Origin of the sequence: Pseudomonas sp. SWRI68, assembly GCF_014269165.1 — a bacterium.
Lineage (GTDB): Bacteria > Pseudomonadota > Gammaproteobacteria > Pseudomonadales > Pseudomonadaceae > Aquipseudomonas > Aquipseudomonas capeferrum.
Window position 1 is genome coordinate 44,758 of record NZ_JABWRU010000002.1, and the last position, 17,229, is coordinate 61,986.

General features: G+C 58.6%; 15 protein-coding genes and 1 pseudogene. 6 read left to right on the forward strand and 10 right to left on the reverse strand.

The window, feature by feature from the left end; translation table 11 throughout:
* Positions 1 to 252 precede the first annotated feature (252 nt).
* The 4 genes from HU770_RS03820 to HU770_RS03835 all read left to right on the forward strand — a co-directional run bounded on the left by HU770_RS03820 (position 253) and on the right by HU770_RS03835 (position 4,845).
* Positions 253 to 906, forward strand: a complete 654-nt coding sequence (locus HU770_RS03820) for a GntR family transcriptional regulator (RefSeq protein ID WP_008091552.1) — start codon at positions 253 to 255, stop codon at positions 904 to 906.
* A 423-nt stretch (positions 907 to 1,329) separates the two neighbouring features.
* Positions 1,330 to 2,718 (forward strand): MFS transporter, encoded by a 1,389-nt coding sequence (locus tag HU770_RS03825; protein WP_186663074.1) that lies wholly within the window; start codon positions 1,330 to 1,332, stop codon positions 2,716 to 2,718.
* Between the two features lie 60 nt (positions 2,719 to 2,778).
* Positions 2,779 to 3,840, forward strand: coding sequence for a hydroxyacid dehydrogenase (locus HU770_RS03830; protein ID WP_186663075.1), 1,062 nt, complete (start codon positions 2,779 to 2,781; stop codon positions 3,838 to 3,840).
* A 225-nt stretch (positions 3,841 to 4,065) separates the two neighbouring features.
* On the forward strand, positions 4,066 to 4,845 hold the full coding sequence (locus HU770_RS03835; protein WP_238347507.1) for an amidohydrolase family protein: 780 nt from the start codon (positions 4,066 to 4,068) through the stop codon (positions 4,843 to 4,845).
* 233 nt (positions 4,846 to 5,078) lie between these two features.
* On the opposite strand, the pseudogene HU770_RS03840 reads toward HU770_RS03835, so the two are convergent.
* From HU770_RS03840 to phnD, 8 genes and pseudogenes are all read right to left on the reverse strand, one after another.
* A pseudogene (locus HU770_RS03840) lies at positions 5,079 to 5,233 on the reverse strand (helix-turn-helix domain-containing protein); the annotation flags it as partial.
* The gene (gene phnX / locus HU770_RS03845) at positions 5,218 to 6,045 is read right to left on the reverse strand and encodes a phosphonoacetaldehyde hydrolase (protein WP_186663077.1); all 828 of its coding nucleotides are present in this window, start codon (positions 6,043 to 6,045) and stop codon (positions 5,218 to 5,220) included. The pseudogene HU770_RS03840 and the gene phnX, both read right to left, overlap by 16 nt.
* Positions 6,046 to 6,121: 76 nt before the next feature.
* Positions 6,122 to 6,988, reverse strand: a complete 867-nt coding sequence (locus HU770_RS03850) for a LysR substrate-binding domain-containing protein (RefSeq protein WP_186663078.1) — start codon at positions 6,986 to 6,988, stop codon at positions 6,122 to 6,124.
* Between the two features lie 50 nt (positions 6,989 to 7,038).
* Entirely contained in the window at positions 7,039 to 8,334 is a 1,296-nt protein-coding gene (locus HU770_RS03855; RefSeq protein ID WP_186663079.1) for an MFS transporter, read from the reverse strand.
* Between the two features lie 86 nt (positions 8,335 to 8,420).
* Positions 8,421 to 9,509, reverse strand: coding sequence for an iron-containing alcohol dehydrogenase PsrA (gene psrA / locus HU770_RS03860; protein WP_186663080.1), 1,089 nt, complete (start codon positions 9,507 to 9,509; stop codon positions 8,421 to 8,423).
* 188 nt (positions 9,510 to 9,697) lie between these two features.
* Positions 9,698 to 10,516 (reverse strand): phosphonate ABC transporter, permease protein PhnE, encoded by an 819-nt coding sequence (gene phnE / locus HU770_RS03865; protein ID WP_186663081.1) that lies wholly within the window; start codon positions 10,514 to 10,516, stop codon positions 9,698 to 9,700.
* Between the two features lie 2 nt (positions 10,517 to 10,518).
* A complete protein-coding gene (phnC, locus tag HU770_RS03870) occupies positions 10,519 to 11,313 on the reverse strand; it encodes a phosphonate ABC transporter ATP-binding protein (protein WP_186663082.1) in 795 nt (264 codons plus the stop codon).
* Complete coding sequence (gene phnD, locus HU770_RS03875; protein ID WP_186663083.1) at positions 11,310 to 12,179, reverse strand: phosphonate ABC transporter substrate-binding protein; 870 nt, start codon at positions 12,177 to 12,179, stop codon at positions 11,310 to 11,312. The genes phnC and phnD overlap by 4 nt, the downstream gene beginning before the upstream one ends.
* A 111-nt stretch (positions 12,180 to 12,290) precedes the next feature.
* Here phnD and HU770_RS03880 point away from each other — a divergent pair, with 111 nt between their 5' ends.
* Positions 12,291 to 13,148 carry a LysR substrate-binding domain-containing protein gene (locus tag HU770_RS03880; protein ID WP_186663084.1) on the forward strand — a complete coding sequence of 286 codons (858 nt, stop codon included), beginning with the start codon at positions 12,291 to 12,293 and terminating at the stop codon, positions 13,146 to 13,148.
* Positions 13,149 to 13,607: 459 nt separating this feature from the next.
* Entirely contained in the window at positions 13,608 to 14,741 is a 1,134-nt protein-coding gene (locus HU770_RS03885) for an aminotransferase class V-fold PLP-dependent enzyme (RefSeq protein ID WP_186663085.1), read from the forward strand.
* Between the two features lie 1,418 nt (positions 14,742 to 16,159).
* Here the strand turns inward: HU770_RS03885 and HU770_RS03890 are convergent.
* A complete protein-coding gene (locus HU770_RS03890; RefSeq protein WP_186663086.1) occupies positions 16,160 to 16,519 on the reverse strand; it encodes a cupin domain-containing protein in 360 nt (119 codons plus the stop codon).
* Positions 16,516 to 17,109, reverse strand: a complete 594-nt coding sequence (locus HU770_RS03895; RefSeq protein ID WP_238347506.1) for an N-acetyltransferase — start codon at positions 17,107 to 17,109, stop codon at positions 16,516 to 16,518. Before HU770_RS03895 ends, HU770_RS03890 begins: the two co-directional genes overlap by 4 nt.
* Positions 17,110 to 17,229 lie beyond the last annotated feature (120 nt).

A 17,229-nucleotide genomic window follows, 5' to 3' on the forward strand; every position in this document is an offset into this window, starting at 1 on the left:
GGCTGTATCCGTCTGGTTGGATCGGGCTCAAGCCTTGAGGACTGCTCGCTGATCAATGATCACGCTTCGCCGTTGCTTGAGCGAACACAGAAAGTGTCTGCAAATACAATAAAAGTACAATCATGGTTTATGCAAACAATTTCGGTACAAACGGTAGGGCCCGTTGCGATAATGAGCACTATACCGGTGCATCGGGCAAGGATTTCATGGTGCCTGCGGTAGTTCAGACAGACAGGAGAGAGAGCGGCGGATATGGCTAGTGAGCAAATCTACGAGACTTTGCGTAATCGCATCATTGCCGGTCAGTATGAGCCTGGGACTCAGTTGAAGGAGGAGCCTCTCAGTCGAGAGTTCGAGCTGAGCCGCACGCCTGTCCGTGCGTCCCTCAAGAGGCTTGTTGATGACGGATTGGCGGTCGTGGAGACCAATCGGGGTGTATTCGTTGCGGGATGGACGAAGTGGGACGTCGAAGAGATGTTCAGCTTGCGGGAACTGCTGGAACCGCACGCCGCCATGCTAGCTGCCATGCGGGCTACAGAGCAGGACGTACAAGCTCTCCATCGAATAAATGACGCAATGGCATCCGCTATCAAGCGGGGTGACGAGAACGTCCAGCTTGATGTCCAGGCGGCAAACAGGGAGTTTCATCATCAGTTGCTGGAGACTGCTCGCTCCCAACGATTGCGCTCCATGCTCCAGACCCTTATCGACATGCCTGTGATTACGCGGTCCTTTTTTCTCTACGCTGAAGCGGACTTCGCCCGAAGCCTGCAGCAGCACCTGGACATCACCTATGCGATCGAAATCGGAGACGGGGAGCTCGCCAAGCAGGCCATGACGACGCATATCCGGATGGCCTACCGGCGCTTCATGGCCCACCGATCGGGAAAAACAGGGCCCTCATAAAAAAATACAATCCTAGTACAATCTGGTTTATAGTCGGCTCCATAAGAACAATTTCGGAGGAGCCATGAGCCCCACCCCCCAAAAAATGGCTGACGCGCAACTGCCTGTATCTGCGCGCCTGTTTAGCAGTTCACGAACCTCCCGAATGGTTCGCCCTCTTTCGATGCTGTCATGGCCTGCTATCGCCGTGCCGAGGTTCAGTCATCGTCGACGCCCCGACCGCCATCCTCAGCATCTGCATCTTCTCGATCCGCCGACGTAGCGCTTAAAGGCCTTGCGTCCTAAAGCGCACAGGCATTCGAACAATCAAGGTAAGGTCGCTAAATGCACGGGCTTAGGTCCGACGGCATGCTGTTGCCGTAAACAAACCAAGAGCGACCTGCTGATAACCCGCAACCGTTAATAATAAGAGCAGGTGAAAGCATGAGTAACGGTATCAACAACGCCCAAAAACCATCTCGGTTCCGGTGGGTCGTCGCCGGACTGTTCTTCTTGGTCTATACAGTCGCGTCGGCTGACAGAGCAAACCTCGGAGTGGCACTCCCGTTTATCCGGGAAGAATATCCAATGACCAACGCCGAAGCAGGAGCGCTGCTCAGCGTATTCCTCTTGGCATACGCTTTGGCGCAAATTCCCTCCGGCTTCGCTTCAAGTCGTTATGGCGTAAGGAAGATTTTTTCCTTCTCCATGATCGCCACCTCCGTCTTCACGGCCTTAATGGGCACCGTCAGTTCGGTTGTGGGTCTTAAAATTTGTAGGTTCTTGCTCGGAATTGCCGAGGGGCCTCTGCCGATTGGCATCGCCTCGACGATCAACAACTGGTTCCCGGGCAAGGAAAAGGGCACGGCGACAGGCATTTTCCTAGCCGCCGTCAAATTCGGTCCAGTCTTGGTCCCACCGCTTTGCGTGGCTATCGTTGCGATATGGGGTTGGCGCGAAATTTTCTACTTCTTCGCCATTCCAGGGGTCATCTTGGCGATCATGTGGTATTTCCTAGTTACCAATCAGCCGTCGGAAAGCAAATTCGTAAACTCCAAGGAGCTCGAATACATCGCCGATGAAGCTAACAACGTTATTAGCCATCAAGACAAAGCTGCACGCCGGGACCTCAAAAAGCTCGACAAATTTATCCGTGTCACGCCGGTAGAACCCATTTCTACTAGCAAGGGCCTTTTCCGCTCTTGGAACGTCATCGGCTGCTCACTTGGCTACAGCTTTCAGGTCGGCATCTCTATGATCCTTCTGTCGTGGATCCCTACCTATCTTGTGAGCGTCAAAAACTTCTCGATCATGAACATGGGGTTCGTGGCCGCGGCGCCTTGGGTAGGCGCTATTTTCGGCAATCTGCTGGGCGGCATCCTTTCCGACCGCCTTCTGGGCAAGCGTCGGAAGCCGGGCATGATGCTCTCTGCTCTGGCAACGGCCGGGATGATGTACGCCTTGATCAACTCGCCCAACGATCCGCTTCTCTACGCAGGGCTGATGTTCCTCACGGGCACGCTCATCAGCATCGGCTATTCATCCTACATGGTTTACCCGATGGGTTTGGCCTCGAAGAAGGTATTCCCTGTGGCGAGCTCGATCGTTAACACGGGTGGACAGCTTGGCGGGGCAGCAGCGCCATTCCTCGTGGGATTGCTTCTCGACAGCTACGGCTGGTCCCAAGTGTTTCTGTGCATGGCGATCGCATCGTTCGTCAGCTTCCTAATTCTGCTCACTATTAAAGAGCCCGTTCCCGCAGCTGCTGTTATCACTTTGGACGCAGACGCCACCACTCAACATCAAGCTGAGCTGAAACCGTCCAATACCTAGTTGGTTTGAGCCGACTGCGAGCGACTGTTACTGGTTTGCTTCACCACAGAGGATTTTTAAATGACTGCCGCTTTCAAGGCACGGGTGTGCCGCCTGGATCTCTGGATCAACCCCATCTTTGACGAAACGCTGGCACGCAATGCCAACGTCGATCTACAGATTGCATCCCGAGATCCAGAGGACTCGGACACGGCTAATGCGTTAGCACAAAGCCATGGGTACCACGTTTGCGCAGCTAAAGATGATCTGCCCAAGCGCTGGTGGGTGACTGAAGCGTTCATCAAGTCTTGCCCCAACCTCCTCTGTGTGTCGGCGGGTGGGGCAGGATACGACACAGTGGACGTCGATGCTTGCACTGCTGCAGGCATCCCTGTCGTGAATCAGGCTGGTGCGAATGCCCACTCGGTGGCAGAGCACACATTCGCCCTACTTCTGGCTGTGGTCAAACGTGTGGTTGAGTCCGATAGAAAGCTCAGGACCGAAACCGGCTTCACACGCGAAGATCTGATGGGGGATGAAATTCACGGAGCCACGTTCGGCATCATCGGTATCGGTGAAATTGGTACCCGAACGGCAAACGTCGCGAAGGGTTTCGGTTTGGAGGTTTTGGCCTACGATCCCCATCTGACTCCGGATGAAATCCGGTCACGTGGGGCAGAGCCGGTTAGCCTGGAGGACCTTCTGCAGCGCAGTGACTTCGTCTCGCTGCACTGCCCACTGAACTCTCAAACCAGTCATATGATCGGCGCTGATGCATTCGCAATGATGAAGCCGGGTTCGGTGTTTATCTCCACCGCTCGGGGTGGAATTCATGATGAAGCCGCCTTGTACGAAGCGCTTAAAACTGGGCACCTGCGAGGTGCTGGTTTGGACGTTTGGGAAGTTGAACCACCACGCCATGAGGCCCCGCTTCTCAGCCTCAGCAATGTCGTTGCGACCTTCCATACCGCAGGGGTGAGTCATGGCGGACGTCGCAACGTCGCGCGCTCTTCCGCAGAGCAGCTGATTTCCATGCTCGAAGGCACTAGACCTCCCCATCTGCTAAATCCTGAGGTCTGGGACCGGTTCCTGTCGCGGCGCTCAGAAGTTCTAGGGCGGCTAGAGCAGCCCGAGGCTGTGTAAGTAAGAGCCCCCGCATGGACGGTCATTGTCAGTGCGGGGACTGACGTAAAGCTTGACCTCAATTTCACTGGATGACTCATGAGCCTCACGCGACGGCATTTCGTAGCGGCTTCGGCCTCACTTTTAGGATTCGCAGCCGCAGGGCAAAGTTTGGCTGCTGTCCCCTGGTCTACAGGCGAGCAACCGCCCAGACTAAAATTCCCCTCCGGTAGCGTCGACTGTCATATGCACCTGTTCGACGACCGCGTCCCTCCCGTACCAAATGCCAAGCTTCGACCACCGAATGCTACCCTAGCTGACTACCAGCAGCTTCAGGAGCGTCTGGGGGTTCATCGGATGGTAATAGTTACGCCCTCGACCTACGGCTTTAACAATCAGGTGCTGATGGACGGCTTGGAAGCCAGTAACGGCAACGCTCGCGGGGTCGCTGTAATCGAGCCGACTATCAGCGACTACGATCTACAAAAGATGCATGCCGCCGGGGTACGCGGCGTTCGCATCAATTTGAGCTTTGGTGGAGCTGGCATCGAATATCTTGAGCCCTTAGCTGCTCGAGTGAATGAACTGGGGTGGCATGTTCAGTTTGTATCCCCAGGGAAGGCGTTGCCCGGCTTAGAAGCGCGATTGCGCAAGCTCCCCGGTAATGTGGTCATCGATCACTTAGGCGAAGTAGAGCAACCTGGCGGCTTTGACTCTGAACCGTTCAAGGTCTTGCAGCGTTTGCTGGATACGGACAAGGTGTGGATCAAGCTATCGGGCGCCTACATCAGCTCTGTTGTCGGAGCCCCTTCTTACGAGGATTATGGACAGCTGGCAGGGCTTCTTGTTGCAAAACGCCCTGATCGTTTCGTGTGGGGATCTGATTGGCCGCACGTCACTGAAAAAGGGTCTAAGCCAGACGATGCCCTGCTGGCGGACTTACTTCTTGGATGGATACCGTCTGAATCAATTCGGAATCAGATATTGTCGTTGAACCCGAGCAAGCTGTATGGCTTTCCCAGATAGTTCAACAGGATTCGCAAGGCTACGGACTCTAAATCTAGCCCGTCCATGCGAGGTTTGATAGGCAAGGGCATTGCTATCTCAGGAGCGTTCGCCGCTCTAACAAGCCTCTCGACCACCTGATGCATTCCGTTAACTTGATCAATGTCCGCTTTGGGTCGAAAGCTGCCGTTCGTGGAAGGCGGCTTGTCGACCCAAAGCCGCCCATTATGCCCCCCCACTGATTCCACTCAGTTTCAGGTGGCAGCCGACTGCCTCAATCTGCGACTCAACCCAGGCGTCTTACCCGTAACACGCTTGAACGCCCGACTGAACGCCGCCTGAGACGTATAGCCCAAACGCTGCGCGACTTCTTCAATCGGTACCCTCTTAGCGTCAGACGCTCTGGGGCATCTCACCTTGTTGCAGTCGCGCTTCGATATCGGCGATCACTCCCGGCAACTCGGCAATGGTATCGATCAGGTAGTGCGGCCGTGCGCCCTCGAATATCTGGCCAATGCGCGTGCGCGCCTGCTCAAGCTCTGCCTCCGGCAGTGCCTTGTACTGTTCGTATGTCAGGCCAAGCGCATTGCCCGAGCAAGTCAGGGCAACCGTCCACATTCCGGCACTGCGGCCTTCGAGGATCCCAGGCCAGGTGTCGTCGACCTTGACGCATGCGGCCACGTCACTGATCCCCAAGGCAATGACGTTGGCCAAGGATTGCGCCGGATAGGGGCGCCCGTTCGGCACCTCATCGGTAGCGACCACATGATCGGCCACGTAGCCTTTGGTCCTGGCCAGCGCCACCACTTTATCCATTACCACTGCCGGATAGCCAGAGCATGAGCCGATTTTCAGGTGCTTTGCGCGCAATTGCTCGATGACCTCCAGAGCGCCAGGGATCAACGCCGAGTGCTCGGCGATTTTCTCGATCTGCAACGGCATGAAGCGTTCGTAGATAGCGGTCACATCGTTGTCGGTGGGCGTGCGGCCGAATGCCAGCCGATAGCGCTCGGCGATGGCCGGCAGGTCGCACAGCGTGCGGATATGGTCCCACTTGCCCATGCCCATTGGGCCGCGGGCTTCTTCCAGGCTGACTTGCACGCCGAACTCGGCGAAGGCTTCAACGAAGATCTGGGTCGGTGCAAATGAGCCAAAATCCACCACGGTGCCGGCCCAATCGAGAATCACGGCCTGCAGTTGCTTGGGTTGCTGATAGTTCATGACATTGCTCCTTGAGTGAAAAAGCGATGAGCGAAGCCCGCCTAGCACGGTAGCGCGCTGGCGTTGAGCGCTTGAATCAGTGATTGGTCAACGAATCGAACAATTCGCCGATGATTGGCCGCTTACGGCGGATGGCCAGGCAGCACAGGAAGTAGCTGATATGGAACGGGTCCTCGGCGAAGGCGATTGAGCGCGTACCCGGCCGATCGGCATGCTCTACAGCCGAGACGAAACCCACACCGATGCCGTGCACCACTGCATGGACAATCGCCTCGCGGCTGTTCAACTGCATGGCGCAGTCCAACGCCACTGCATGCTGGCGGCAGCCTTCTTCTACCAGTTGGCGAGTACGCGAGGCCGGTTCGCGCAGCACCACTGGCTGACCGGCTATCTCCTTCACGCTCACACTGGCTTGCCCGGCCCAAGGGTGATCGTCGCGAACCACCGCAAGAATCGGACAGGTGCGATACAACCGCGTACTGAGCCGGTGGTCGAACTCCGACAAGGCGAGGATCGCCAGGTCGATGTCGAAGTTGTAGAGCCGCTCCAATGTCCCGGCCTCGCTGCTGAACGAGGTTTCCAGCTCGATCTGCGGATAATGCTGCATCAGCTCGTAGGTCAGGCTCATGGCGATGGGAGGTGATACCGCGCCGATCCGCAGCATGCCCTGCTTGCGCTGGTGGAAGCTCTGCAGCAGTTGCAATGCCTCGTCTTCCTGGCCGAACAGACCCTGGGTGATGTCGTACAGCTGGCGGCCAGCTGTGCTCAGTTCGATGAAGCGGCCGCGGCGATGGAACAACTCCACCGAAAACCGCTTCTCCAGCCCGCTCACCTGCTCGCTGATGGTGGGCTGGCCGATACTCAGCAACTGCGCCGCCTGGGTAAAGCTGCCTGTGCTGGCGACTGCATGAAAGGACCGCAACCACTTGTGGTACTGGTACATGGCTTCTCTCGATCAAGAAACAGCTGCAAGCTGAAAGCATGGTGGCGCCCTCAACGGCGTACGAACAGCGCAACCAGCGCGCTGCAGGCACAAGCCGTGGTGACCACGATGAAAATCAGCGACGTATTGCCGGTTGTATCGAGCATACGACCGATCAGCGGCTCAGCCAGCCCGGCGAAGAGATACGATGAGAAATTCATGATGCCGGTCGCAGTACCGGCGCGGCGGGCACCTACCAGGTCCGGGCACAGTGCCCAGAAACTCGATGCCGGCCCATAGACGAAGAAGCCGCACAGGAACAACGCTAGCAGACCGACTGCGCTGTGCGCCGGGAGGCTCCACATCCACAGGCTGGTGAGTGCGCCAAGCACCATGTACAGCATGATCGCCAGGTACCGCTTGCTGCCGAACAGCTTGTCCGAGACCCAGCCGTTGCTAAGTGCTCCGACCGCCATACCCACGGGCAAGGCGATGGTGATCCACTTGGGGTCGATGAAACTGTCGCCCTTCTGCCAGTTGGCACCGAGGAAGTGCACCGGGACCCAGACGATCAAGCCGTAGCGAGCGGCGTTCTGAAAGCCGAGAGAAACCGCAGCCACCAACAAGCGCGGGTTCTTCAGCACCGCCAGGTAGCGTTGCCGCGAGGTCTCTTGGTCCGTCTGCGTGGCCTCGCTGCTGCGGTCCTGGGCATTGGCCACGCCGGTGTTGTCCAGCGCCGGGTAACCCATGTCCTGCGGCCGCTCCCGGGCCACCAGGTAGAAGACGATGCCTCCTGCCAGCATCAAGAGCACGGGCAGGCGAAAGATCCAGCGCCACTCCAGATGCAACACATCGAGAATGACCACCGAGGTGACATACGACAGCACCGAGGCACACCCGGCTGCGAACACGTAGAAGCCGTAGACCCTGCCCCGCTCGGCGGCGCTCCACCAGTTCGACAGCAGGCGACTGCCCGGCGCCCAGCCCAGTGCCTGGAAGTAGCCGTTGACGCCCCAGGGCAGCACCAGGCTCAGCAAGCCGCCAGCGAAGCTGGTCACCCAGTTGGCGCCACATGACAGCACTGCGCCCAGCGTCATGATGCGCCGCCCGCCGAATTTGTCGGCCAGGTTGCCATTGATGGCCTGGCCTATCGCGTACATCCACAACATCGCGCTGGAGGCCCAACCGAGCGTCTCCTTGCTCAGGCCGAATTCGGCCTGGATACCAGGGATGGCAAAACCGAAGGTCTGACGACCCGTGTAGAAAAACAGGTAGCAGAACATGGCAGCCAGCAGCATGCGCCACTGGGCCAGGCGGAACGGCATGGTAGTCGGGATCGAGCCAGGCAGTGTTTGTGCACGGTTCATGACGGTTTCCTTTTGTTCGCTGCCGCCGGCACGGGGGCGCGGCGAGTCGGCACTCTTGTTCGGTGCGGGAGGAAAAGCGTGATGCGTCAGGCGGCTTGAGAGCCGATGAAATTGCGTCCGCGTGGACCCTGCATGGCGTCATCGATCATCGCTTCGGCTTCGGCGGCTGTCACGCCGTAATCTTCAAACTCGGTGCGCACGCCCAAGCGATGCAAGAAACCCCGCAAGCGCTGCTGGGCGGCGTCAAGGTCAGGGCCGAAAACCTTCTGCAGGGTACGGTCGCGTTGGCCGTCACGGCCCCAGGCCAGGCCAAGGACCATCGGCAGGGTGAACGAACAGGCGATGCCATGGGGCAGCCCATGGCGCAGGGTCATTTCATACGAGATGGAATGGGCCAGGGCCGTCTTGGTGTTGGAGAACGCCATCCCGGCCTTGAGCGCGGCCAACGCCATGCGTGTGCGCAGCTCGGGGTTGCCCAGGTCCTGCTGCAACTGCGGCAGGCAGTCCAGGATGTCCTCGATGGCCGACACTGCAAAGGTGTCCGAAATAGGATTAGCGTTGTGGTTCCAGATCGCTTCCAGGGCATGTGATAACGCATCCAGCCCGGTGGACACTGTCACTCCGCCGGGTACGCTGAGCATCAGCTGTGGGTCGATCAACGCCACCTGAGGCCAGGTGCACGGCAAATGCAGGGAGTACTTCTTCTGCCGGCCGGCATCCCACAGCGTGGCCCACGGCGTGACCTCGCTGCCGGTACCCGCCGTGGTCGGCGCGGCAATCAGCCGCTTGTGCCGAGCCGGAGTGAACGGTTTGCCACTGGCCAACAACTCCAGCAGTTCATCGAAGTGCCCCGAGGCGGTCCCTACGATCAACGCTTTGGCCGTATCGATGGCGCTGCCACCGCCCAAGGCGAAGACGCTGTCGCAATCGCCATGGTCGGCCCAGAAACGCTCGTGGACTTCGCGCAACCACGCCACGTCCGGGTTCGGCTGCACATTGTCTATCACACAAACCAGGCGCTCGCCGAGCAGGCCGCGCACCCGCTCCACCAGCCCCAACTGCACAGCCTCGGGGAAGGTCACCAAGGCGACCTTGCCCGGGCACAGGTCGGCGATCCGCTCCAGGCTGCCAGCGCCGAAGACGGTCGAGACAGGATTATGGAAACAGGCAGGCATGGACAGTTCCTTATTGTTGTTGGAAGGTGCAGCCATGCTCGTCGGCTGGCAGCTTTCGTTCCAATCGTTTAAACGCAGGCAGGTATCGGCGAGACCGATAACAGCGTCAGCAGGCATCGCGGTTTCTCCAGGCAAGCCCCGCCCCTGCGCAAGCGAAGGGCGCAGAGGGTAAGGCCGGGGGAACAGGATCAGTGACGGGCTGAGCCCTGGATGGCTTCGCGCAGCCGGCTGGAAAGCAGGTCTGCCAGTACCACCATCAGGGTGATCAGCAGGATGCAGGTCGCAGTTTCTTGGTATTTGAATAGCTTCAAGCTGCTGACCAGCTCGAACCCAAGGCCGCCCGCACCGACCATGCCCAGCACGGTCGCCGAACGCAGGTTGACCTCGAAGCGGTAGAGCACCACGGCAATCCAGGCAGTGATGACCTGCGGTAACACACCGAAGATAATCACCTGCAGCGGCCGAGCGCCGGTTGCCTGCAAGGCCTCGATCGGACCTTGGTCGATTTCCTCGACGCTCTCGGCGAAGAACTTGCCAAGCATGCCCACACCGTGCAGTGCCAAAGCGAGCACGCCAGGGAATGGGCCCAGACCGACTGCCGAAACGAACACCAGCGCCAGGATCAGTTCGTTGATGCTACGAATCACATTGAGTAGTTGCCGAGTACCCTGATACAGCCAACGCTTGTTGTGCAGATTGCGCGCGGCAAGCAAGCCCAGCGGGATGGCGCCGACAATCCCCAGCAAAGTGCCCCACAGCGCGATCTGCAGGGTTTCCAGCGCTGGGTGCCAGAGGCTTGGCAGGATGCTCAGGTCCGGCGGCAGCGAGCGGCCGAGAAAGTCGCCAATCTGTGGCAGGCCGCTGGCCAGCTCGGTCCAGCTCAACTGCGCCCCCTCGGCGCTCAAATGCAGGATGCACAGGACTAACACCAGCAATGCAGCGCTGCCCAGCCAGCCGCGTGATGTGGCCGGCGTGCGCACCAGCCATTGGTGAGTACGTGGATTCATGTTCAGGCCCTCGTGCCACTAGCGATGGCAAGATTTTCAGCAAGCGGGGTATCGCCTGGCTGGCGAGGCGCGGCGCTGTGGTAAATACGCTGCAGCGCAGCGTCATCCAAGGCCTGCGCCGGACCATCAAATACCAGGCGGCCACTGGCCAAGCCGACGATACGGTCGCCGAAGGCCCTTGCCAGATCCACTTGGTGCAGGTTGCACACCACCGTGATGCCGAGGGTGCGGGTCGCCTCGCGCAGATAACGCATCACCAGGTGTGCCGTTTTCGGGTCTAGGCTGGCCACGGGTTCGTCAGCCAGGATCACATCGGGGCGCTGGGCCAGTGCCCGGGCGATGCCGACCCGCTGCAGTTGTCCGCCAGACAGCGAATCGGCGCGCGCGCTGGCCTTGTCGCTCAGTTCGACGCGGCCCAAACAATCATGGGCCAGGGCTACGTCCTCTCGTCGGAACAGCTGCAGCAGCGAGGCCAGAGTGCTGCAATACGCTAGACGCCCGGTCAGCACGTTTTTCAACACCGACAGGCGCGGCACCACGTTGTGGTGCTGGAAAATCATCGCTACGCGCCGGCGAAGTTCGCGCTGCTGGGAAGCCTGCATGGCGTCCACGCCGCCGACTTCCAGCACGCCACTGTCGGCGTGTGCCAGGCGGTTGATGCAGCGCAGCAAGGTGGATTTTCCGGCACCGGACTGACCGAGGATGACCAGGAACTCGCCGGCCTGGACCTGCAGGTCGATGCCACGCAGCACCGGGTTATCGGCATAGCCCTTGTTTAATTGCTGGATGCGGATCATTTCAGCCTCCGCAGGTCGAGATCAAGCACCTTGGCGGTATCGCGAACCACGTCATAAGCCGCGTCGCTGGTGGGCTGAAAACCGTCGAGCATGCCCTGGTCGCCCCAGGGCACATCCTTGATCGCGGCGAATGCACTGCGCAGCTTGGCTTGCAACTCAGGGTCAAGGCCTTTGCGCCAGACCATCGGCGATTCGGGAATGTCCGGCGAGGTCCACACCACGTGGAAGTCCTGCTGTTTAACCTGCCCGTTGTGCACCGCGCTAGCGAGGATGCGATCGGCCACCGCTGCGGCGTCCACTTTGCGGTTTTCCACGGCGAGGATGCTCGCGTCGTGTGATCCAGAGAAGATCACCCGCGAGAAAAGGGTCTTCGGATCGTGGCCAGCCTGCTCCAGGCCCGCCTTGGGAAACAGGTGCCCAGAAGCCGAGCTGGGGTCGACGAAGGCGAAGGTCTTCCCCTGCAGGCCTTGCAAGCTGCGAATGCCACTGTCGTTACGGGCGATGATGAGGCTGTGGTAGGCGCTGCTGCCGGTCTTGCGGGTCACGGCCACGGCAAACGCCTCGGCATCAGCCATCTGTTTGGCCAGCACGTACGAAAACGGACCCAGGTAGGCCACATCCAGCTTGCCGGCACGCAGGGCTTCGATCACGCCGTTGTAGTCGGTGGCCACGAAAGGTTTGACCGGCATGCCTAGACGCTGCTCAAGCTGGTCGAGCACCAACTGGCTGCTCTTGATCATTGCCTGAGAGTCCTCGGAAGGTATCAGGCCGACGGTCAGGGTCTGTTGGGCCTGTACTGCCGGCGTAAACATCAGGGGCAGCAGGATAAAGCGGGCAGAACGGCGCAGGTTGGCAAGGGAAATCATGGCGTCACCGCAGGGTTGTTTTTGGTGAGGCCAAAGCTAGGGCTGTCATGTGACAGTCACCGCATCAATTCAATATGGTTTTTGCCCCCTTTCCATTCAAAGGATCTATGGATGTCTTCTGCACGCCTGCGTACTTTCCTTGCCGTCGCCCGCCATGCCAGCTTCAGCGCCGGGGCCAGGGCCATCGGCGTCAGCCAGCCGACGGCTACCAACCAGGTCCAGGCCCTGGAGCGCGAGTTCAATGTCGAACTGTTCCACCGGCGCGGACGCCGTATCGAACTGACCACCGTGGGCCGTGCACTTTTGCCGATCGCAGGGCAACTGGCGCTGCTCGATGCCGAAGCCACCAACCTGCTGCGCGACGCCGGCAAGCTCAACCGCGGGCAACTGCGCATTGGCGCGGTTGGCCCGTTCCATGTGATCGAAATGGTTGACCGCTACCAAGCCCGATATCCGCAAATCGATGTCTCCATCCGTGTCGGCAACTCGGCCTCGGTGCTGGCCGATCTGGAAAACTACGTGAGCGACATCGGTGTACTAGCCGGGCGGCCGGAAAACCCGGCATTCGTCGCCCAACGCTACGCACGCCATCCGGTTATCTTGTTCGTCCATGTCGAACATCCCTTCGCCAAGCATGACGAAGTGCCCCTGCAAGCCTTGCAGGGGCAGCCACTGCTACGTCGCGAGCACGGCTCGACTACCCGCTTGGCACTGGAACGGGCCTTGCATGAGGCTGACGTCAGCCCGCGGGTGGCCATGGAAATCGGCAGCCGCGAGGCGCTGCGCGAAGCGGTCATCCGCAAGCTCGGCATCGGCGCGGTGTCGGAGGCGGAATACATTGGCGCCCCCTGCCTGAAAGTCATCCGCATCGCTGGCGATGTGGTATTTACTGAAACGTACCTGTATTACCTGGCCGAGCGGAGCAGCAGCCAGGTCATCGACTCGTTCCTGTCGATCGCGCTGCGTTGAAGGTGGCAAACCCGCGCGCCATCGATTTCGGTACCACAGTGCCATTGGTATGACCTTTGACAAATTCGCCAAAGCGGACTGAATCCTCCCGGGTTTTCCGGGTACATTCAACTGACTACGCCTGGCCGATAGCAGCCCTTGAAGTAGGTGTGTTGTCGCCATATGTTACTGGCATTCATGGAGGATTCTGACTGATTGCACGTGTGGGATTGATACTGACTCGCGGTTTTTCGCGCCTGCTACGGGGCAGTTTCGCGCCCAGGGTGGATTGGCGGTAACGGTCGATGGCAGGTTCCCCTAGAAGCGGTTGCACGGGCGGCAGGCATTTTCCGAGTGATTGAAAGTGGTACCACTACGCTGAACGTACTGGGCCATTCGCGTATGGCTCCAAGTCTTGTCATTTGCCAAGGCTTGAGGCAGGGTCGATACCACTGACATCTCTGCCAACGGAGTCACTCCATGTCGAGGCTTTATCCCAGTATTGATCCTGAGGGGCTGGTCGAGTACTCGGTGGTCTATACCGACCGCTCGCTCAATCACATGTCACAAACATTTCAGGGCGTGATGAAGAACATTTCCAAGACCCTGAAACAGGTCTATGGCGCCGAAGCTGTCGCGGTAGTGCCGGGCAGCGGTACATTCGGCATGGAGTCGGTAGCGCGACAGTTTGCCACCGGCCAGCAATGCCTGGTGATACGCAACGGCTGGTTCAGTTATCGCTGGAGCCAAATCCTTGATACGGGCAACATCCCGGCGGCCACCACGGTGCTGAAAGCCCGACCGGTCGACACCGTGCACCAGGCTGCCTACGCGCCCCCGCCGCTGGAGGAAGTGCTGGCGGCCATTCAGGCGCACAAGCCTCAGATTGTCTTCGCCCCCCACGTTGAAACCGCGTCAGGGATTATCCTGCCCGACGAGTACCTGCGGGCCGTCGGCGACGCCGTGCATGCGGTGGGTGGCCTGTTCGTGCTGGACTGCATCGCCTCCGGCACGCTTTGGGTTGATATGCAAAAGTGCGCAGTCGACCTGCTGATCAGCGCACCGCAGAAAGGCTGGAGCGCCTCCCCTTGCTGTGCCCTGGTGATGCTCAGCGCATTGGCCCTCGAGCGCATCGAGCACACGCAGAGCAGCAGCTTTGCCTGCGACCTGAAAAAGTGGCTGCAGATCATGCAGGCCTACGAACAAGGCGGACACGCCTACCATGCGACCATGCCCAGCGATTCGCTCGCCCGATTCAACGACGTGATGAACGAGATGCAGGCCTACGGTTTCGACAAGGTCCGCGACGAACAACAGGCGCTGGGTGATCGGGTGCGCGCCATGTTGACCGGTAAAGGTTTCAAGAGCGTGGCCGCAGCCGGCTTCCAGGCCCCAGGCGTCGTGGTCAGCTACACCGATGATGCCGACATCAAGAGCGGCAAGAAATTTGCCGCTCACGGCCTGCAGATAGCCGCCGGCGTGCCGCTGCAATGCGACGAGACGGCCGACTTCCAGACCTTCCGCATCGGCCTGTTCGGGCTCGAAAAACTGCACAATATCGAGCGCACGGTCAGCACCCTTGAGCAGGCACTGGACGAAGTGATGGCGAACTAGGCCATCAACCTCCTACCGTAAGGTGAATTTCAGGAAGGTAGCCTGCCAGGGTTACGGAGCGGCATTCGCTTCGTACGGCAGTGTTGAGCGCAGCAAGCTGCGAGGTGGCCCATAGCAGTCACCTTTATGCCGGGGCCGTTTCGCGGCCCATCGCCGGCAACAGAGCGTTGGGTCAGGTCCGCCTTGGGTCGAGAGCAGCCGGTCCCGACTGGCCGCTTTCGACCCATTGCTGCCATTCACGGACGGGAACAGCAATCGGCCAAGAGCGGACGTTTTTGGGCTACCCCTCTCTCCGCTAGACACCTGCATGAGACGTTTCGACCTCAGCAGACCTATTCCTCCCGTGCGACGTAACCCATTTGCAATAGACACGCTCCGCATGGATCGAGTAGTGTCGCGAGAGAACTGGCTCCCGCATCTGGTCGAGCAAACGAGGATGTTCACCTATGGTGTATAAGTCCCTTACACGCTCATCGGGAAGCTGGAAGCCTCAGCATAAACATGGATAGCAAGAGGAACAAGGAATGTTACACACCACACCCGCCCGGGGAGTTACGCATCAATTAGCGTCTAGTTATAGTTAGGCTTGGCGAATAATAAGGAATGAGATGAAAATACCCTCAGCACGAGACCCAGCTTCGCGATCCCATATCAATCCGAACATGAGATCCCACATCGACCCTAGAAGGCGCTCCCATATTGATCCCAATAGAAGAAGCCATATCGACCCTCATCGGAGATCTCATATAAATCCAAATCAAAGATCCCATATTGATCCTCGTAGAAGATCACACATTGATCCATTCCAAAGATCACATATCAACCCAAAGCTGAGGTCAGCCATAGACCCTAAAAGGACGTCAAGCATAGACCCAAATAGAGCCTCAAATATTTCAGGGCTATATATCTTCTCAGAAAGCTGCCAACCCATAGGCTTCACCGTAAAGGCAGACGAAGAAGTAACTCTGATCTTTGACGCTGCGTCGGAATGGGTTGGTTTTCTAGTTGCAACCGGGGATGGAGCATTTAATCAGTTTGATCTATCTAAAAACTGGATTGGATTCTGGTGTGACACAGGAGAAGAAAGCTTTAATATATTCAACATTAACCGGGAGTGGATTGGATTCACCACTTAAGGCTTATAAAAAATAAAGTACATCCGAAGCAAAAAGCAGCCCTATAAGTCGCTGTTGTCGCACAATTTCTCCACCGTTTCGCGGCTTCAAAATGGCCGTAAAAATCTAACGGGGGTATGTCCATGGCCTGTTACGGCTGCTCGTAATGGGGCATGCCACCGTTCCCGAGAGGCCGCTTTTGGCCGATTTCTGCCTTTCGCCACCGGCCGCTATGGGTCCATAGCAGACGCTCACGACCGGCCGCTCTCGACCCATAGCTGCCCTTCAAACGCGACCCCGTGCCTAGTTCGCGGGCAAGAGAATCACGAAGTTCTTTTTCATGTCTTCCAACACGGTCCATTTGCCCTTGGCGCCCGGTTCGATAATGAACGTGTCGCCAGCAGCTAGTGTGATGGGGGCGCAATCCTCAAGCTCGATGACGCAGCATCCACTCAGGACATGGCAGAACTCCCAAACTTTGTAGTCGATGCGCCACGCGCCGGTGCTGGCTTCCCATTCTCCGGAAATGCGACCTTGCTGTTCATCGTGATAGTACTTGGACGTCAGCGTATGAGGGGTGCCTTCCACGACCGCTTCAAAAAAGGGAAGGTCGCGCACCGGTTGAATATCCAGTTCGCGGAACACCGTCAGTTTCTTGTTCATGGTTTTTTCTCGAGCACGTTGTGGGTAGGGCGATACATCAAATAGGCTTCACCGGTTACGCCTAGCATCGGGTGCGGAACGATCTGGCAGGTTTTAACAATCTGAAAACCGTGACGTTCGTAGAAGCGGCGTGCAGCGTGGTTTTCTTCATAATCGATCAGGCATAGCCCATCCAGGCCAGCGGCCTCAGCGCGCTGCTGGGCGTGGCCAAGAAACTGGACACCCAGCCCCTGGCTACGCCAGGCCTCATCCAGGGCCAGGCTGGATATGTACAAGGTGTCGGGTATTTCCATATCGGAATAAGGCGCGAGGACCGGGTCTGTCTCGACAGGCCTGTCACGGGTCTCGCGCAAGGCATAGCTATGCATCATGCCGATGACGCGCCCTTCGAAAGTGGCCATCAGGCAGTTCTTGTAGGAAAAGTCGCCCTGCTCCCTGGCATAGCGAGACGCACCGACACTCAGCAATGCCTCTCCAGGTGCGGCAAGCTTGCTCCATATGTAATCGGCCATGCCCTCCGATGTCAGTTGAAAGAAGCGCGCAATATCGTGCGCGTCCGAGGCTTGAGCGGGTCTGAAGTCGACAGGCATGTACTGCGCTCCCATGGGATCGGCTGGTTAGTTGTTCAAGGATTACGCCTTTGACAGGGTGGCAGGGTAGCCGGGTTGAACGATTCCCATCATGCTCGGGGCGAACACCGTCAGCACGGC